This window comes from Kibdelosporangium phytohabitans, from assembly GCF_001302585.1.
GTDB lineage: Bacteria > Actinomycetota > Actinomycetes > Mycobacteriales > Pseudonocardiaceae > Kibdelosporangium > Kibdelosporangium phytohabitans.
Map to the genome: position 1 here is coordinate 10,225,451 of NZ_CP012752.1, position 17,279 is coordinate 10,242,729.

Annotated in this window: 14 protein-coding genes; 4 read left to right on the plus strand and 10 right to left on the minus strand. The window is 69.0% G+C overall.

Translation table 11 applies throughout. The annotated features are described in order from the left end of the window. Positions 1-28: 28 nt before the first annotated feature. Positions 29-424, plus strand: a complete 396-nt coding sequence (locus tag AOZ06_RS45680; protein ID WP_054295076.1) for a hypothetical protein — start codon at positions 29-31, stop codon at positions 422-424. Here the strand turns inward: AOZ06_RS45680 and AOZ06_RS45685 are convergent. Beyond that, complete coding sequence (locus AOZ06_RS45685; RefSeq protein WP_054295077.1) at positions 421-1,542, minus strand: glycosyl hydrolase; 1,122 nt, start codon at positions 1,540-1,542, stop codon at positions 421-423. The genes AOZ06_RS45680 and AOZ06_RS45685 overlap by 4 nt on opposite strands. A gap of 17 nt (positions 1,543-1,559) precedes the next feature. After that, positions 1,560-2,579: a methionine synthase gene (locus tag AOZ06_RS45690; RefSeq protein WP_054297409.1), complete on the minus strand. Its 1,020-nt coding sequence runs from the start codon at positions 2,577-2,579 to the stop codon at positions 1,560-1,562. 411 nt (positions 2,580-2,990) lie between these two features. Between AOZ06_RS45690 and AOZ06_RS45695 the strand changes: the two genes are divergently transcribed. Next, a complete protein-coding gene (locus tag AOZ06_RS45695) occupies positions 2,991-3,722 on the plus strand; it encodes a hypothetical protein (protein ID WP_157233605.1) in 732 nt (243 codons plus the stop codon). Here AOZ06_RS45695 and AOZ06_RS45700 read toward each other — a convergent pair. From AOZ06_RS45700 to AOZ06_RS45720, 5 genes are all read right to left on the minus strand, one after another. After that, positions 3,715-5,121: an amidase gene (locus AOZ06_RS45700; RefSeq protein ID WP_054295078.1), complete on the minus strand. Its 1,407-nt coding sequence runs from the start codon at positions 5,119-5,121 to the stop codon at positions 3,715-3,717. The genes AOZ06_RS45695 and AOZ06_RS45700 overlap by 8 nt on opposite strands. A gap of 17 nt (positions 5,122-5,138) precedes the next feature. Beyond that, positions 5,139-5,855 carry a GAP family protein gene (locus AOZ06_RS45705; RefSeq protein WP_054295079.1) on the minus strand — a complete coding sequence of 239 codons (717 nt, stop codon included), beginning with the start codon at positions 5,853-5,855 and terminating at the stop codon, positions 5,139-5,141. A gap of 418 nt (positions 5,856-6,273) precedes the next feature. Further along, positions 6,274-7,788, minus strand: a complete 1,515-nt coding sequence (locus tag AOZ06_RS45710) for a beta-N-acetylhexosaminidase (protein ID WP_225954004.1) — start codon at positions 7,786-7,788, stop codon at positions 6,274-6,276. Positions 7,789-7,919: 131 nt separating this feature from the next. Beyond that, positions 7,920-11,084 (minus strand): glucodextranase DOMON-like domain-containing protein, encoded by a 3,165-nt coding sequence (locus tag AOZ06_RS45715; protein WP_054295081.1) that lies wholly within the window; start codon positions 11,082-11,084, stop codon positions 7,920-7,922. 447 nt (positions 11,085-11,531) lie between these two features. Continuing rightward, entirely contained in the window at positions 11,532-11,849 is a 318-nt protein-coding gene (locus tag AOZ06_RS45720) for a hypothetical protein (protein WP_054295082.1), read from the minus strand. A gap of 213 nt (positions 11,850-12,062) precedes the next feature. Between AOZ06_RS45720 and AOZ06_RS45725 the strand changes: the two genes are divergently transcribed. Then, a complete protein-coding gene (locus AOZ06_RS45725; RefSeq protein WP_054295083.1) occupies positions 12,063-13,016 on the plus strand; it encodes a quinone oxidoreductase family protein in 954 nt (317 codons plus the stop codon). 56 nt (positions 13,017-13,072) lie between these two features. Beyond that, a complete protein-coding gene (locus AOZ06_RS45730) occupies positions 13,073-13,537 on the plus strand; it encodes a winged helix-turn-helix domain-containing protein (RefSeq protein WP_054295084.1) in 465 nt (154 codons plus the stop codon). Here AOZ06_RS45730 and mnmA read toward each other — a convergent pair. The 3 genes from mnmA to AOZ06_RS45745 form a co-directional block, all read right to left on the minus strand. Continuing rightward, positions 13,521-14,597 carry a tRNA 2-thiouridine(34) synthase MnmA gene (gene mnmA / locus AOZ06_RS45735; protein WP_054295085.1) on the minus strand — a complete coding sequence of 359 codons (1,077 nt, stop codon included), beginning with the start codon at positions 14,595-14,597 and terminating at the stop codon, positions 13,521-13,523. The genes AOZ06_RS45730 and mnmA overlap by 17 nt on opposite strands. 2 nt (positions 14,598-14,599) lie before the next feature. After that, complete coding sequence (locus AOZ06_RS45740; RefSeq protein ID WP_054295086.1) at positions 14,600-15,772, minus strand: cysteine desulfurase family protein; 1,173 nt, start codon at positions 15,770-15,772, stop codon at positions 14,600-14,602. A gap of 186 nt (positions 15,773-15,958) precedes the next feature. Next, positions 15,959-17,269, minus strand: coding sequence for an MFS transporter (locus AOZ06_RS45745; RefSeq protein ID WP_236951950.1), 1,311 nt, complete (start codon positions 17,267-17,269; stop codon positions 15,959-15,961). Positions 17,270-17,279 lie beyond the last annotated feature (10 nt).

The following is a 17,279-nucleotide window of genomic DNA, read 5'->3' on the forward strand; positions in this document are numbered from 1 at the left end:
CCGGCGCCGGATGGGGCATCCTGAACCCATGCGTCCGCACGACGTCGAAGTCGGCCACACCTACCGGGTGCGCATCACCCAGCGGGACAACCCGGCCCGGTTCATCACGGGCGATCCCCGCAAGGCCGAGGCCGACCTGCTGATGCTGAGCTGGACGCTGGAAGCGGTGCACGAGTTCGACCTGACGGTCACCGCGACCGGCGAGAAGCTCGGCGACGAGCCCGCGGTCACCGGTGTCCGCGTCGCGGAAACCTCGCACATCAGCACGCCGTTGCCCCACGACGCGGCGGAACGCCTTGGCCTGCCGACAGATGTGGCGTACATCGTCGAAGGCGTGCTCAAGGACGCGGTGACCGGCCGGATCGTGAGCAGGCCGACCGGGGAGACGATGACCGTCCCCGTCGCCTGGTTATGGCCGCTTTAGCGGCGCCAGTCGACGGTCTCCAGCGAGATCACCCACGGGTCGTTCATCAGCTTGTCGGTCTCGCTGATCTCCATGAGCGCCACCTTCGCGCCGACCCAGCCGTGCCAGCAGTTGAACATCGTCAGCTGCGGGTAGCGGGTCCGGACCTTGTCGATGATCTCGGTGGCTTTCCAGTTGCCGTCGTACGGATCACCGGAGCCGACCTCCAGCAACGCCATCGGCCGCTGCGCGGCGAGCATGTCCGAGATGTCCTCGACCTGCCCGTCCAGTCCGAACGTGAGCGCGTTGCCGTAGCTCGTCGGCCCCATGATGTCGACGATGTCGTCACCGGGGTAGAACCGCATCCGCGGCCCGTCCCACGGCCTGGCCGGTGAATACGCCCACAGGACGTTGTGCAGGCCACGGGTCCCGGTCAGGTACGCGTGCATGTCGCGGTAGAGCCGGACCGCCTCGCTGTGGCCGGTGCGCCGGTCCAGGCCCCACCAGAACCAGTTCCCGTTGAGCTCGTGCAACGGCCGCAGGATCAGCGTCACGCCCGCCTCGTCGAGCTGCTGGACGATGTCGCCGAGCATCTCCAGGTCGGCGCGCCAGCGGCTGCGCGCCTGGCTGGGTGGCGCGTCGGCCAGCAGCGCGCTCAGGTCGTCCTTCCGCGCCGACTCGCCGACCCGGTAGGACTCGGGGTCGACCTGCGGCAGGAACGGGTTCGGCCGGTGCAGGTCCATCGTGACCAGCCCACCGGCACGCCAGTGGTCGATCATGACGCCGACGGTCTCCTTCTTCCAGTAGCCGTCGAAGCTGGCGCCGAGCAGGGCAGGGGTCCTGCCGAACCTGCGGGTCATGCCGTGGAACAACTTGTCGTAGTCCGCACGGGCGTCCGCGCCGATCTGCTGGCCGGACACCACGCGCTTCTCCTGGCGCTGCGGCAACGCTGTCAGCCACGCGAGGAGCTCCCGTGCCGCGGGTGTCGCCTTCGGGTCGCCTGGCCCCTTCGGTTCGCGGTCCTCGTTGCCTGGCGCGGGCGGCGCAAGCGTCGGCTCGCCCGGCGGAGCAGGCGGTCCGGTGCATGCCCCGGCCAACGCGGCGGCGCTTGCGGCGAGCAGCAAGGACCTCCGGTTCACGGCGGACAAGGAACCACTCACCAGCTTTCGGGCGGCTCGACGAATGCCTTCCCCACATCCCGGACGAGTGCCAGTGCCCGGCGCGCCCACTCCGCGTCCGCGCCCGCCAGCCCGCAGGTCGGCGTGGGGACCGCGCGCTCGGCCAGTATCGAACGGGGAAACCCGAGCCGGTCGACGACCTCGAGCGCGGGTTTGGCGGCCTCGGCCAGTGTCGGCGGGGCGGTTGCGGGGACCAGGCCGAGCAACATGGTCATCCCGGCGTCCCACGCCTCGCCGAGTTCGTCGGTCAGGCTCGCGGGGATGCCGCCGAGCAGGGTGGCGTCCAGTGCCAGCGCCTGCGCCCCGGCCGCGCGGAACAGCCCGATCGGTGGCCTCGGCGCGCAGCAGTGCACGATCACGGGCTGGCCGGTCGCCTCGCTCACGGTCGTGATCACGCCCGCGAGGAGGTCCCGCGCGTCCGGTTCGGCGACGGCGGGCACGGTCCCGTAGCCGGACGGCGTCGACAACGCGCCTGCCAGGATGGTCGGCAGGCTGGGTTCGTCCAGCTGGACGACGACCGGTGTCTCCAGGCGGCGGCTGATCTCGGCGGCGTGCACCGTGAGGCCCTCGGCCAGCGAATCGGCGAACTCGCGCAGCGCGCCGCGGTCGGTGAGCACCCGGTGGCCACGCGGCAGCTCGATCCCGGCGCTGAGCGTCCACGGCCCGGCGGCCTGGACCTTCACGGCCGGTGGCCGCGCGCCGGAGCGTTCCACGGCCTCTTCGAGCGCGTCGATGTCCCGCTTGATCAGGTCGACCGCGCGCCTGTGCTCGTGCCCCGGCTTGGCGGCTGTCCGATATCCGGACGGGACGACCTCGATCGGCAGGTCGACGAGCAGCGCCGCGCCGCGGCCGATGATGTCCGCGCCGAGCCCGCGGCCGGGCAGCTCCGGCAGGTGCGGCAGATCCGGCAGTTCACCTACGACAACGTTTGCGGCCTCGAGCGGATCCGCGCCGGGCATGGAACCGACACCGGTGGCGGTCGCCTGCGGCCAAGGCATGTTCGGGGGCGTGGTGGGCACACGGACAGTGTGGCCGATCGCTGTGCACACGAATGCACCGCACCGCTATGCAGCATGGAGGTCTAGACCCATTGACTCGATGGTCTAGGCCACATACCGTCATCTCACTCGTTGCGACAACACGCACACGAACGGCTTCATCGGTGCGAACGATTGAAGCCGCCTGAGACGTGGTGTGGGGGACGTGTCGCGCCCGCGCCCCCCACACCACACCCTAACGGCTGATCATGCCCGTGAGCACGGCCCGATGGGCCGGATGGGCGTAGCCGGGGCCCGTGATGTGCCTCACTTTCCTTTCGACTTAACGCGACACGCGTACGCCCGCTGGCGTACTCCGGTTGTCGCTCCCGGTAGGACGACGCGAGGCCGTGCCGAAGCCAGCATTGATGTATGCGGACCATGGATCGCGTCGGTTACGCCATCGGCGGCGTGTTGTTTCTCAGCGGGCTCGTGCACCTGGTCGTGCTGCTGGTGACCGGCGGCACGTGGCTCGGGCCGTTGTCGATGCGCAAGCCGTTGACCTTTGGCGTGTCGTTCGGGCTGACAGTCGGCGCGGCGGTATGGGCCACATCGTTCCTGCGTATCAAGCCGGGGCTGCGGACGGTCCTGCTGAGCGTGCTGGCCGCGGCGAGCATCGTCGAGGTCTCGCTGATCACGGTGCAGGCGTGGCGCGGCCGGCCTTCGCACTTCAACTTCGAGACACCGCTGGACTCGGCGATCTCGACAACGTTGGCAAGCGGCGGTTTCGTGCTGATCGCGGTGATCATCGGCTTCACCGTGGCGGCGTTCCGGACCGTGCAGACCAGGAGCATGCAACTCGCGCTGCGGTTCGGGTTCGCGGCGCTGGTCGTGGCGCTCGCCATCGGCGCGGCGATGATCGCGACCGGCGTCCCCGAGGCCCGCTCGGGCAACGCCACTGTCGCGTACTTGACCGCCGGAGCGTTGAAACCGGCACACGCCGTGCCGATGCACGCCATCCTGATCATGCCCGGCTTCGCCTGGCTGCTGGGCCGCACCCGCTGGCCGGAGCCGACGCAGGTGCTGCTCACCCGGATCGCGGCGGCCGGGTACGGCCTGCTGATCGCCGGGACGATCGCCTACTTCGCCGTCTGGACTACCTGACGAGCGGCGGGCACCACGACCTGCTGGCGTACCAGGGGTTCGCGGTCGCGACGACGTGGCCGACCGCGAAGACCGTCCGGTCCTCGTAAGGACGGCCGACCACCTGGACACCGGTCGGCACCCGGTTCGCGGCCAGTCCGGACGGGACGCTGAGCACGGGACAGCGGCTGGCGATGTTGAACGGGACGGTCAGCGGAGCCTCGAGATTGTGGTCGAGCCGGACACCGTCGACGATCAGCGGAGTGTCCACGTAGTCCTCGCCTGCCAGCAGCGCAGGCGTACCGGACGTGGGGCACAGCAGGGCGTCGAAGCGCTGGAACAGCTCAGCGAGGTCCTCGTGGATCCTGCCCTCGATCAGCGTGGCGTCGAAGAACGAACCGGCCGACGCGGCCCGTTCGACGAAGTCGACGGTGTAGCGCATCAGCTCGTGATCGCCGGCCGCCGCCTCGATCGTGGGGGCGAAGATCGCGCCGTAATGCGCCCACGCCGCCGCCATGATCTCCGCGCGCGTCCAGGGCAGCTCGATCTCCTCGACGTGGACACCGGCCTGCTTGAGCGCGTCCGCGGCGCTCAGGGTCGCGGCGACCACGTCCGGCTCGACCGGGTAATCACCGAGATTCACGCACAGCGCGACACGCAGACCGTCGACCGAACTGACCTCGATGGGCGCGGAAGCGGGCAACGACACCGGGTCCATCGGGTGCGGACCGGCGATCACGTTCTGCAGCAACGCGCAGTCCGCGACCGTCCTGGCCAGCGGGCCGTCGTGGCAGTAGTGGTCGAGGTTGAACGGCGGGATGCCGGGGACCCGGCCGTACGGCGGTTTGAAGCCGACGACGCCGTTGAAGGAAGCCGGGATCCGGATCGAACCGCCGATGTCCGACCCGGTCGCGAGCATGGCGGAACCAGCGGCGAGCGCCGCACCGGACCCACCGGACGAACCGCCCGACGAGTACTCCGGGTTCCACGGCGTCCTGGTCACGCCCCACAGGTCGCTGTGCGTGAAACCGGCGCAGCAGAACTCCGGTGTGGTCGTTCGCGCGTGCACGATCCCGCCCGCGGCCATGATGCGCTCCACGACCGGGTGTGTCTGCGTGGCCACGGTGTCGCGCATCGACAGGGAACCCTCACGCCACGGCAGGCCGGCGATCGGCTGTTCCTCCTTGATCGCGACCGGCAGGCCCTCGAGCGGGCGCTGCTCGCCCCTGGCGTACCGGTCACCCGCGTCCCGCGCCTGGTCGAGAGCGTCTTCGAAGTACCGGTCGGAGAAGGCGTTGACGGTGGGCTCGGTGAGCTGGGCCCGCTCGATCACCGCCGCCATCAACTCGACGGGCGCCAGCTCCCCCCTGCGGAAGAGCGCGATCGCGTCGGTCGCCGTCAGGTACGCCAAGTCAGCCACAGCGGGAGACTATCGCGTCATTTCCCCAACATCTCCGGCCAGAACAACCGGGCGGCGGCGTCGCGGGCGATCAGGAACCCGGCGATGCCGATGATCCACCCGGTGGCGCTGGCCCCCTTGGTCATGATCCAGTTGTTGAGCCGCTGCAGCAGCGGCTCGATCATCTTCGCGGCCGTCAGCCGCAGGGTGACCAGCACACCAGCGGGCAGGATCATGACCACGCAGTACCCGGCGAGCAACGCGAGGACCGTGAGGACACTGAGGCCGGACGTCGTCATGATGCCGATCGCACCGAGGTACGGCAGCATGGTGGCGACCTCGGTGAGCCCGGCCAGCAGCGCCAGCCCCATCAACCAGTGGATCGAGGCCTCCTCGGACATGGCGCGATCACGCCACCGCTGGATGGCGCCACCACCGGGCTTGTTGCGCTGTTTCTTGCTGTCGAACCGGAAACTGAGGACGAACAAGCCGACCCCGATGACCAACTGGACCCACAATGCGGTAGTCGTCCGCAGCGCGTCCCCGAAGTTGCTGATCAACGACCCGGCGCCCAGCGAGATGAGCACGCCGATCCCGAAGTAGAAGACAGCGATCGTGCCGAGGTACAACGCGATCCGGCCGACCCGGATGCGACCGGGGGTGAGCAGGAACCAGATCGGGATGAACAACGTGCCGATGCTGCTCGAGTCGAGCAGCGCGAGACCAGCGAGTGACAGAACGAGACCGACGCTCAAAGCTCCCCCTTTGATGCTGGTCAGGCACGTTACCGCCGGTCAAAGCAGACCGAGTCCTCCTTTCGGACGAGACAGGGGTCAGCAATCCGACCCCTCGGCGGCGTGCCGCCCGCTCAGCGAAAAGACGCCGACCGGCAACGCAAGGCAGCCCACCGGCCGCTGTGGACATCAGTCGCCGCGCACACCACTCCGTTGGCTCGCGGTACGTCGTCGAACCGTGCTCCAGGAGTTGACGGGATGACCTTTGAGCAGTCCCGTCTCGTAAAACTCATGCGGAATCGCTTGTCAAGCACTACGACGGCCACCTGTGCACAACCGCCACATGTGGACAAACCCACGACCACCGATCCAGCCCACGCCGAAGTGTCAGCCCATCCCTCCAGGCTGGATCTCGGGGGCCGGCCCCCGAACACCTGCGTCAAACCCAAGGCACCTGGGTCGACCGGTAGTAGTTCACGCCCATCACCTGCCACCGCGGTCCCTGAGCGCCCAGGCGCTGCCGGAACGCGTCCCAGCTGTGCTTGGACCACGGCGACCAGCCGAGCTCAGCGATCGCGGGCAGCCGGGGGAAGGCCATGTACTCGATGTCCTGCCTGGTCTTCACTGTCTCCGTCCACAGGGGAGCTTCGACGCCGCGCACCGCCGCTTCGCCGACGCCGCTGAGGTACGCGCCGGGGTTCCAGTCGTAGGCCGTGCGCACCTCGATGTAACCCGCCCAGGTCAGGCCGAGCGGGGTGCTGGAGTTGTACTTCATGTCCAGGTAGGCCTTGTTCGCCGGGGACATCAGGACCTTGCTGCCCCGGTTGGCCGCCGCCGTCACCGGCGCGTTCGACGTCGTCGTGCCCCAGAACTGCGGGGTCGAGGTCGCGGGCGGGTTCGCCTTCGCCATCTCGTGCCAGCCGATCGGCTGCTTGCCGTACTTCGCCACGATCGGCAGCACCTTGTCGATGAAGGCACGGTAGTCCGCGTCCGAAGTGGACCGTGCTTCGTCGCCGCCGATGTGGATGTACGGCCCCGGAGTCAGCGCCGCGAGTTCGCGGATCACGTCGTCGACGAACCGGTACGTCACGTCCTTCGGCACGCACAGCGAGCTGAAGCCCACGTTGGTGCCGGTGTAGGGCGGCGGCGCGGTGTTGTTGCAGTTCAGCTCCGCGTACGAGGCGAGTGCCGCGTTCGTGTGCCCCGGCATGTCGATCTCCGGCACCACCGTGATGTGCCGTGCCGCGGCGTAGGCGACGATGTCGCTGTACTGGGCTTTCGTGTAGTAACCGCCCGGTCCGCCGCCGACCTGGGTGCTTCCGCCGTACGTCGCCAGCCTCGGCCAGCTGTCGATCATGATCCGCCAGCCCTGGTCGTCCGACAGGTGCAGGTGCAGGTGGTTGATCTTGTACAGCGCTACCTCGTCGATGTAGCGCTTCACCAAGTCCGGTGTGAAGAAGTGCCGCGCCACGTCCAACATCGCGCCGCGGTAGGCGAACCGCGGGTGGTCGGCGATGCGCGCACCCGGCACCGGCCACGGTCCGCTCTGGACGCTCGACGCCTCCACCTTGGCCGGCAGCAACTGCCGCAGGGTCTGCGTCCCGGCGAACAACCCGGCCGCGGTGTTCGCCTTGATCACCACTCCGGTCGCGGTCACGTCGATCTGGTAGCCCTGCTGACCGACTCGCGGATCGGCGCCGGACAACTGCAGCGAGATGCCGTCACCCGTGCTCTGCGACACGGGCAGGGCGAACCCGGTCGAGCGCCGCAGCGTGGCCGCCAGCAGGTCGGCCACCCCCGTCGCGGCCTCGGCCGCACGGATCTGCGTACTGGACGTCAGGTTGTAGGTCACGTTCGGCACGGCCTGCACGGAGACCGGGACCGGGACGACACTGTCGATCGGGGCTACCGCGGCCGCTGCCTGGCTCGCGGCCAACGTCGATGAGGCCACCAGCGTGAGCGTAGTGAGAGCCACGCCGATCCACCGGGATTTTCGCACTGTGAGGTCCCTTCTGGCAGGACACGGCGGCGACACACCCAATGTGCGGTTCCCCCCTCGTCGATGTCAAGGTCTGGACCAGTCCGTCACGGCGTCGACGACACCGCCTTGACCACGACCGGTCCACGGGTGGGATCGAGTTCGACGGACTGGTCCACGCCCGCGGGCGTGATCACGTCCACCGCCTTCGGCACCGAAGACGGTCCCGTGGAACAGATCGGCCTGGTCCCACCCGGCGCGCAGACCCCGAACGTGTACTGCTCGGGCGTGGCCGTGAACCCGCGCGCCCGGTCCTGGCTGTCGCCTTCCTGACCCGTCAGCACGACCGCGTACGCACGCGGGTTGCCGAGCGCGGATTTCGGCACGCTGACCGTGATGTAGCGGGACGTCTCACTCGCCTGGACCGACGCGTCACCCAGCGGGACACCGTCGGCGTCCACGAACACGGGTTCAGCGAAGCCCTGGACCTCGATCATCCGGTTCCACGGATCGACCGCGTAGTTGCGCGACGGGTACGGCGCCTTGGTCGACGTGGTGGCAACCGCCGGGTCGTGTGCGTAGATCGTGAGCAACTGGGCGCCCAGCGGCGAACCGAACGTCGGGCTGAGGTTGCGCAGTTTCGTGCGCAGGATGACGCGGTCGCCGCTGTCGATCACCTGGAACTGCTGGATGTCGAAGGCGCCGGGGTTGAAGTCGCCCGCGGTGGGATAGGCGTACGTGCCGGGCCCGTTGTCGTCGTTGTCCGGGTCCGTCGCGTTCAGCAACACCGTTCCGGACACGAAGTCCGAGCCGACTCTGACTTGGGCGTAACCGGTTTTCCGGCTGCCCTGGGTGGCGGCCGCGGTGATCACGTTGGTACCGAGCAGCGCGGGCAGTTCGGCGGTGAAGGTTCCGTCGGAGTACGTCGTCACCACCGTGGTGACGCCGCCCGCATCCGTCGCCGTGGCGGAGATGTCGATCCTCGTGCCGCGCGGTGCCACGCCCGTGACCTTGACGGTCGGCGTCGAGACCTGGCCGGGGGCCTGCAGCGAGATCGGGATCGTCGACGGCGGGCCGTTGTCGACGTAACGGGCACGGACCTCGGCGGGCTGCTCGACCAGACGCCCGGCCGCGATGCTCTGCGTCAACCGGACGGCCTGCGCCTGCGCCCAGGTCAGCGGGGACGCCGAACCGACCGACTCACCCGGCTTGAAACCGATGCTGGCCGTGGTGGGGTCGCTGCCGTACGGCGCCTCGGGCACCGGGGCGTTCTCCCAGATCTGCTCAGGGATCAGGCCGACACCGGAAGCCTGGGCGTGCATGGCGTCCAGCAGTTGCCTGGCACCACGCCTGTCACCGGTCTGCACGAGGTGCTCGGCACGTTCACCCGCGAGCACGGGCCACAGGTGCCCGCTGCCGACGTTGCCCGTCGGCCACGGTTTGCCGGTGGGAGCGCAGGTGGTCAGGTCCGGCTCGTAGCAGTCGCCGTACCCGTCCTCGCTGCCGGGCGCGGCCGTGCCGTAGCGGTACCAGCCAGGGCCGTTGGGAGTCTGGCGTTTGATGGTCCGGTCGACGAGTTCGAGCGACCTGGCGACCTCGGGATCATCGGCGGGGAGGATGCCGAGCCGGGGAAGTTCGAGGAACCCGGCGTCCACAACAGACCGCTGGTCGACGGTGACGGAACCGTTGCCGAGGTTGTACTGGATCGGCGCGGCCGGGTCACCTGTCTTGGACAGCCGGATGAAATGACCGCGGTCGACCGTCCAGCCCTTGATGCTGCGCTGGAAATGGTCGGCGGTGGCGTGGTAGACCCGGGCCCGTTCCTGGTCGCCGTTGCGCGTGGCGATCACCCCGGCGGCCGTGAGACCGGCGATCTGCGCGGCGATGGTGGACGGCGAATACCCGCTCTGCTCCTCCCACCGCTCGGAGCCGAACGAAGGTCCGTGCGCCACAACGAAATCCGCTGCCTTGCGAATCTTCGCGTACAGGTCCCGGTCCCGGTCGAAACCGGCCTGCAACGCCATCAGGATCGGGTACGCGGTCTCGTCGAGCTGGTCACCGCCGGAGTCCGGCGCCTTCTTGCCGTTGATCATGGAGTTGCGCGGGAACCGGCCGTCCGGCTGCTGCTGCCTGGAGAACAACCAAGTCACGGTGGCGCGTGCGGTGTCCCGATCACCGGCGGCCATCAAGCCGGTGAAGCTCTCGTAGAGGTCGCGCGCGAAGATCTCCCGGTAGGAGCCGAAGTACACCGGCTTGCCGTCGGGGAGGTCACCGGCGCTGACGGCGTGCCCCCACGGGCTGCCGAGCGAGGCGACCACGGTGCCGGAGAAAGTCTTGTCCTCACTGGCTTTCAGGACGTTGACCGACACCGGGTCATCGGTCGGCTCGAGCCCGCGGTCGTAGTCCCGCCACTGGCCGACGTACCGGTCGTAGGTCCGGTTCCACGGCGTTTTCACACTCTGACCAGCGGTGTCAACAGCCTGGGCGGCTGACTTGCCGAACCCCAGCGCCAGCGTGGCCTCGTGCCCGTCCAGCTGAGCGGTCTGCACAACGTTGCCGTTGGCCGCCTTGGGATTCGGCTTGATCACGCGATCCTTGTCCAGTTGGACGAGGCCGTCGGACGACGTGCCGACGTACCCGCTGTTGGCCGCCTTGAAAGGGCGATCCGCCTTCAACGCCCCGAACAACGGCACGCCGTAGTCCCGGTTCGGGGCATTGGTGACAGTGTTGGTGTCGCCGCTGACCAGGGCATCCAAGTCCGCCGTCGCGGTGTCCGCTCCCCCGTTCAACGGCCCGCCACCGCCGTTGCCGTTCATGGTCGCGTCGTAGCGGACGAACAGCCTCAGATTGGCGGGCCCGTGCAGCCGGGCCCGGACAAGCACGGAGTCACGAGCCGGGTCGGTGATGAACTCCGTGGTCAGCCGGTAGTTCCGGGCCTCGGACCGCACCTGGCAAGCCATCCCGGTCCGGTCGGAGGAAACGGTGTACCGCATGTCGCGGCTCTGCAGATCGGTGAACGTGCGGCCATCGGTGACGAGGAACTGGAGCGTCTCGACATTGGTGTTGTCGATCGTCGGCGCGTAGACGTCGGACAGGACGCCGTCCGCGACCGTGAACCACACCTTGCTGGTGGTGTTGCGAGCCGTGCCAACGCAGTCCTTACGCGCCAACCCGAAGTGAGACAACGCACCCGGGCCGGTTTGGGCCTGAGCTGTCGGGGTTACGCACATCACGCCCAGAGTAAGAGCCAGCAGCACGCCGAACCGTCGCATGCTGGCGATCCCACCACTCCGTGCGGCTCGGCAACACCGCCAGATCGGGTGATGGGTGCCCAGTCAGGACTGTCTTTCGGCAGGGGACCTCTTGTTTGGTGGCGCTTCGCGTATGTCGGGTGTCTTGGGGTGTCATGCCGGTCCGTGGCACGGAACAAGAAAGACCTTCGCCGGGCGGCAGACCTCTGGGCAGGAGGCACTCTTGGGCTTCGCTCGTGGCGCATGCTTTGCTCTTCGGTGTTTCGGGGCGTGGGCGCCTGCCCGACGAAGCCCTTTCTGCGCTTGCGCGCTCGCTGGATGTGCGCCGGTCTGGTTTTCTTGGTGGCACTCACTCCGAGCCGCGCTGCCACCGCACACCGATCACAACCAGCCTCGCCTTGCCACCGCACACGCCGGTCCCGGCCGAGCCGCACCGACAACCGGATTCGACGGAGGGGTCGTCATCCTTCAGACGACGCGGGCCTGCATCGTGGTGTAGTCGAAGTAGCTCACCACGTACTCGTCGCCCAGTTCGGTGGCCAGGCGCTTCGCCAGTTCTTCGCCCATCTCGGCGAATCGGCGGCCTGCTTCCGGGGTCGGGAAGCCCGATCGCGCGGGGTCCTCGCGGTCTCGGGTGTCCTCGTAGTCGTCCGCCCACTCCCAGAGGTCCGCTGCCAGCGTTTCCGAGATGGGCAGCTCGTAGAACGAGAGGTTGCCCCGGCCTTCCGCTCCCGCCAGCCACAGCGGGCTGCGTTCGTAGTCGGCCTTCAGTTTGATCGACTTCACTGACCACCACCGCCAGGTATCGCCTCGTCGGAATCACCTGCTGGTCATGGTCTACTCGACGAGTCGCCCGGCGGGAAGCCAATAGCTACCGGACACTGGGTGAACACCACCATCGAGTGATCACGAGCACAGCCGGAATACTACAGCAGGCACTATTGTCCCTTTGATGAGACAAACTTTTACTCTGTCTCACGATGCTAGGAGGCGTTCGACATGCGGGCCGTACAGATCACCGAATTCGGTGGACCGGAGGTGCTCACCGTCACCGAGGTGCCCGATCCGGTTCCCGGTGAGAACGAGCTGCTCATCACGGTCGACCGGGCTGGGGTCAACTACGCGGACACCCACCAGGTCGAGGACTCCTACCTCTCGTCGGCCCAGCTTCCGATGATCCCCGGCGGCGAGGTGGTCGGGACAACCGCCGACGGCAGGCGGGTCGCCGCGATGATCGGCAGCGGTGGGTACGCGGAGAAGGCCGTGGTCAACAAGTTCATGGCGTTCGACGTCCCCGGCGGCGTCGACGACGTCTCCGCCGTCGCCTTGCTCGTACAGGGAATGACTGCGTGGTACTTGCTGAGGAAGACCACTCACCTCCAGGCCGGTGAGTCCATTGTGGTGCATGCGGGCGCCGGTGGGGTCGGCTCCTTGGCCATCCAGCTCGCCAAGTCCATGGGCGCCGGGCGGATCATCGCCACGGCCAGCACGCAGGACAAGCGTGACCTCGCCGTCAGCCTCGGCGCGGACGTCGCCATCGATCCCGCCACCCCCGAGCTGGACAAGGCCATCATCGAGGCCAACGAGGGCAAGCGCGTCGACGTCGTGCTGGAGATGACCGGCGGTCGTGTCACCGACGAGAGCCTGAAGTCGCTGGCCGCTTTCGGCAGGCTCGCGTTCTACGGCATGGCCAGCCGCGAGGAGCCCAAGCCGGTCGCGCCAGCCGCCCTGATGTCGCACTCCACGTCCATCAGCGGCTTCTGGCTCGCGCACGCGTTCCGCGATCCCGCTGTGCTGCACCAGGCTTTCGCCGAACTGGCCGCGGAAGTCAAGGACGGCAAGCTGAAGGTGATCAGCGGCGGCGACTACGCGCTGACCGACGTCCGCGCCGCGCACGAGGACCTCCGTGCCCGTCGCACCACCGGAAAGCTCGTCGTCAACCCCAGCAAGTAGGTATCAGCACGTGGGAAACGTTGACACCCCAGCGGCCATGCCGGTCCCATGAGGGCATGGCACAGCTGACTGTCATCGTCCAGCTCACCGTCGACACCGAGCAGGCGCCGGCCATGGCCGCGCGGCTGGTCGACTCGCTGCGCACGGCCGTCGACCTGCCAATCGACCGGATGGTCGTCGACGGCGCGCACGTCCCGCAGCAGCGCGCACTCACCCAGGCGAAGCTGCGCATCGAGCCCGCCGCACGGCGTGTCCTCGTGCAGGACACGCCGGTCGAGCTGACCCGGCTCGAGTTCGACCTGTTGCTGTTCCTGTGCCTGCACCCCGGGCGGGTGCACCAGCGCTCGACGCTGCTCGCCCAGGTCTGGGGCGTCCCCGACCACCTCGGCACCCGCACGGTCGACGTGCACATCCGCAGGCTCCGCAGCAAGATCGGACCGGGTTTCGACCCGATCACCACGGTCCGCGGCGTCGGCTACCTCGTGGACCGCAACGCCGGGTTCGTCATCGAGCCCGCGTGATGGTCGCGCTGCCCAGCACCAGGTCGCCCTGGTACATCACGGCCGCCTGACCAGGCGCGACGCCCCGCAACGGCTCAGCGAGCCGGATCACCAGCTCACCGTCCTCCATCTCGGCGACCGCGGCGGCCGTGCCCCCGTGCGCACGAACCTGCACCACGCACTCAGTCGACCCGGCCAACGCCTCACCGGACGGCCACACCGGGCGCTCGGCAGCGATCTCGCTCACTTCGAGCCGCTCAGCCGTGCCGACGCGGACGTTGCCGGACACCGGCTCCAGCGACAGCACGTAGCGCGGACGACCGTCCGGCGCGGGCGCGTCGATGCCCAATCCCTTGCGCTGCCCGACCGTGAAGCCGTGCACACCGGTGTGCATGCCCAGCACGGCGCCGGTCGCGTCGTCGACGAGCATGCCGGGCCGCTCGCCCAGCTTGCCCGTCAGGAACTTCTGGGTGTCGCCGTCCGGGATGAAGCAGATGTCGTGGCTGTCCGGCTTCTCGGCCACGGACAGCCCGCGCTCCGCGGCCTCCGCGCGGACCTGCGGCTTCGTCGACTCGCCGAGCGGGAACATCGCGTGCCGCAACTGCTCGGCGGTCAGCGAGGCGAGCACATAGGACTGGTCCTTCTCGGAGTCGGCGCTGCGCCGCAGTTCCGGCTTCCCGTCCACTGTGGTCAGACGGGCGTAGTGGCCGGTGCAGACCGCGTCGAAACCGAGCGCCATGGCCTTGTCGAGCAACGCCTCGAACTTGATCCGCTCGTTGCAGCGCAGGCACGGGTTCGGCGTGCGGCCCGCCGCGTACTCCTCGACGAAGTCCTCGATCACGTCCTCGGTGAAGCGCTCGGCGAAATCCCAGATGTAGAACGGGATGCCGAGCACGTCGGCGGCACGCCTCGCGTCGTGCGAGTCCTCGATCGTGCAGCAGCCCCGCGCACCGGTGCGCAGCGTGCCCGGTTTCGCCGACAGGGCAAGGTGCACCCCGACCACGTCGTGGCCCGCGGCCACCGCCCGTGCCGCGGCCACGGCCGAATCGACACCACCACTCATTGCGGCGAGCACGCGCATGCTCACGCCTCCTTCGTCGCGGATCGGCGCATACCGGACAGGCCCGCGCTGCGGGCCCGGTCCACCGCCGGTCCGATCGCCTGTGCCAGGGCCTTGACGTCCTGCTCCGACGACGTGTGCCCCAGTGAGAACCTCAGCGAGCCGCGGGCGGCCGCCGGGTCCATCCCCATCGCGAGCAGGACGTGACTCGGCTGCGCGACCCCAGCGGTGCAGGCCGAGCCGGTCGAACACTCAATTCCCTTGGCGTCCAACAACATCAGCAAACTGTCCCCGGCGCAACCGGGAAACGTGAAGTGTGCGTGGGTGGGCAGTCCCGGCTCGCCGTTGAGAATGGCGTCGGGGACGGCCGCGCGCACGGCGCCGACCAGTTCGTCCCTGAGCGTGGCGAGCTGCTTGGCCTGCTCCTCGCGGTGTGCCACGGCGACTCGCACGGCCGCCGCCAACGCGTGGATCGCCGGTACGTCAACGGTTCCGGAGCGCACGTCACGCTCCTGGCCGCCACCGTGCAGCAGCGGCGCGCACGGCACGTCCCGCCCCAGCAGCAACGCGCCGATCCCGATCGGGCCACCGACCTTGTGCCCGCTCATGGTCAGCGCGCTCGCCTTCGACTCGGCGAAGTCGACCGGCAGCGTTCCCACGGCTTGGACGGCGTCGGTGTGGAACGGGATGCCGTGCTCGGCGCACGCCTCGGCCAGCTCGCGGACGGGGTTGACCGTGCCGACCTCGTTGTTCGCCCACATGGCCGTGACCAGCGCCACATCGTCGCCCAGTTCGGCCTTGAAGGCGTCCATGTCCACCCGGCCGGTGCGGTCCACCGGCAGCCACGTCAACTCGGCGCCGTCGTGGCTCTCCAGCCACTCGGCCGCGTCGAGGACGGCGTGGTGCTCGACCGCGGACACCAGCACGCGGCGCCGGCCTTCCTGGCGCCTGGCCCAGTAGATGCCCTTGACCGCGAGGTTGTCACTCTCCGTACCACCCGCGGTGAAGATGACCTCGGACGGTCGCGCGCCGAGCGCCTCGGCGATCGACTCACGCGCCTCCTCGGCGATCCGCCGCGCCCGGCGGCCGGAGGTGTGCAGCGAGGAGGCGTTGCCCTGGATGGACAATGCCTCTGTGAACGCTGCCACCGCCTCGGGCAGCATCGGCGTGGTCGCCGCGTGGTCTAGATAGGTCATCACCGAAGAGTGTATTCGGCGCCGGGCGTCACACCCCAAGCGACGGCTCACCTGCCCGCCGGGCGACGGGCAGGTGGACGGTCACACCGTCGTCAGCTCGTCGACGGTCGAGCCCGCCCCGAGGACGGGTCACCCCGTGCGGGCCGCTTGTCGGAGCGGAGAAGTGCCCGCACGGGGTGAGTTCGTTCAGGCCGCCGTGCCCTCAGGGCCGGCCGCCCGCCGTGGCCGGACGAGCAACGCGCCGATCACGGCGACCAGGGCCATCGCGGTGTCCAGGATCGCCATCGCGGGCGTGGGACGTTGCGGGGACGCCAGCAGTGCCAGCAGGACACCGCCGAAGCCGACCAGGACCGCGCTGAACACCCGCTCGGACACCTGCAGGGCCGCCGCGTTGGCGCCCTGTTCGTGCAGCGATGAGTAGCGCATGGTCAGGACGCTCAGGCTCGAGTAGCCCAGGCCCATTCCCGCGCTCGCGACGATCCACGCGATGAACGCCACCCAGCCCCAGCCCCACGCCGGTGTCACGAGGAGCATGCCGAGCGCACCGGCGGCCAGGAGGCTGAATCCCCATCGGACGAACACGAGCCGGTCGGCATCGGGGTTGCGGGCCGGGAGCAGCGCCGCCGCTGACCACGCCAACGCGCCTACGGTCAACGGAAGTCCTGCCATCAGCGGTGAGTAGCCGTGCACTGACGTCAGCGTCAGTGTCACGTACACCTCCATCGCCGTGTAGGCGCCCGCCAGCAGACCGCGGGCGAGGACGGTCACCGGCAGGCCGCGCTTGGCCACCAGTGTTCCCTTGGGCAGCAAGCGGAACAGGGCCGGCAGCAGCATCGACGCGCCCAGGATTCCGAGCAGCAGGGTCGCGAGCGAGGGGTGTTCCGCCGCCCAGGTCAACGCGGCGATGCCCAGTGCCGAGGCGATCGCCGCCGGCACGAGCCCGCCGCGCACGGCTTCGTTGTTCTCCACCTGGGTCGGCAGTTTGCGCACTGCCGGCAGGAGCAGCAGGGCACCGACGAAGGCGAGTGGGACCAGGCCGAGGAAGACCCAGCGCCAGCTCGCGTGTTCGGTGAGCAGTCCCGCTGCCGCCGGGCCCACCAGCGACGGCAGCACCCAGGCGGCGCTGAGCAGGCCGAAGGCCGCCGGTTGGGAGCGTTCCGGGAAGACGTACGCGATCATCACGTAGATCGCGATCGAGATCGTCCCGCCGCCGAAGCCCTGCAGCGCCCGCCCGGCCAGCAGGACCCACATCGAGTCCGCCAGTCCGGCCACCAGCAGGCCGATCGCGAACAGGACCACGCCGGTGTAGACGCCGAACGCCGGCCCGCGGTGGTCGCACAGCCGTCCGGCCAGCACGTTCGCGATCAGGCTCGTCACGAGGAAGATCGTGAAGGGCCACGAGTACAGCGCGCCGCCGTCGAGGTCGGCGACCATCCGGGGCATCGCCGTGTTCACGCCGAGGTTCTCGAACGCCACGAGCGTCACCAGCAGCGTCATACCTATTGAG

Coding starts and splice junctions, on each gene's coding strand:
- AOZ06_RS45730 (WP_054295084.1), top strand. CDS start 13,073: ATGGCACAGCTGACTGTCATCGTCCAGCTCACCGTCGACACCGAGCAG.
- AOZ06_RS45695 (WP_157233605.1), top strand. CDS start 2,991: ATGCGGACCATGGATCGCGTCGGTTACGCCATCGGCGGCGTGTTGTTT.
- AOZ06_RS45745 (WP_236951950.1), bottom strand. CDS start 17,269: ATGACGCTGCTGGTGACGCTCGTGGCGTTCGAGAACCTCGGCGTGAAC.
- AOZ06_RS45680 (WP_054295076.1), top strand. CDS start 29: ATGCGTCCGCACGACGTCGAAGTCGGCCACACCTACCGGGTGCGCATC.
- AOZ06_RS45740 (WP_054295086.1), bottom strand. CDS start 15,772: ATGACCTATCTAGACCACGCGGCGACCACGCCGATGCTGCCCGAGGCG.
- mnmA (WP_054295085.1), bottom strand. CDS start 14,597: ATGCGCGTGCTCGCCGCAATGAGTGGTGGTGTCGATTCGGCCGTGGCC.
- AOZ06_RS45690 (WP_054297409.1), bottom strand. CDS start 2,579: ATGCCTTGGCCGCAGGCGACCGCCACCGGTGTCGGTTCCATGCCCGGC.
- AOZ06_RS45725 (WP_054295083.1), top strand. CDS start 12,063: ATGCGGGCCGTACAGATCACCGAATTCGGTGGACCGGAGGTGCTCACC.
- AOZ06_RS45715 (WP_054295081.1), bottom strand. CDS start 11,084: ATGCGACGGTTCGGCGTGCTGCTGGCTCTTACTCTGGGCGTGATGTGC.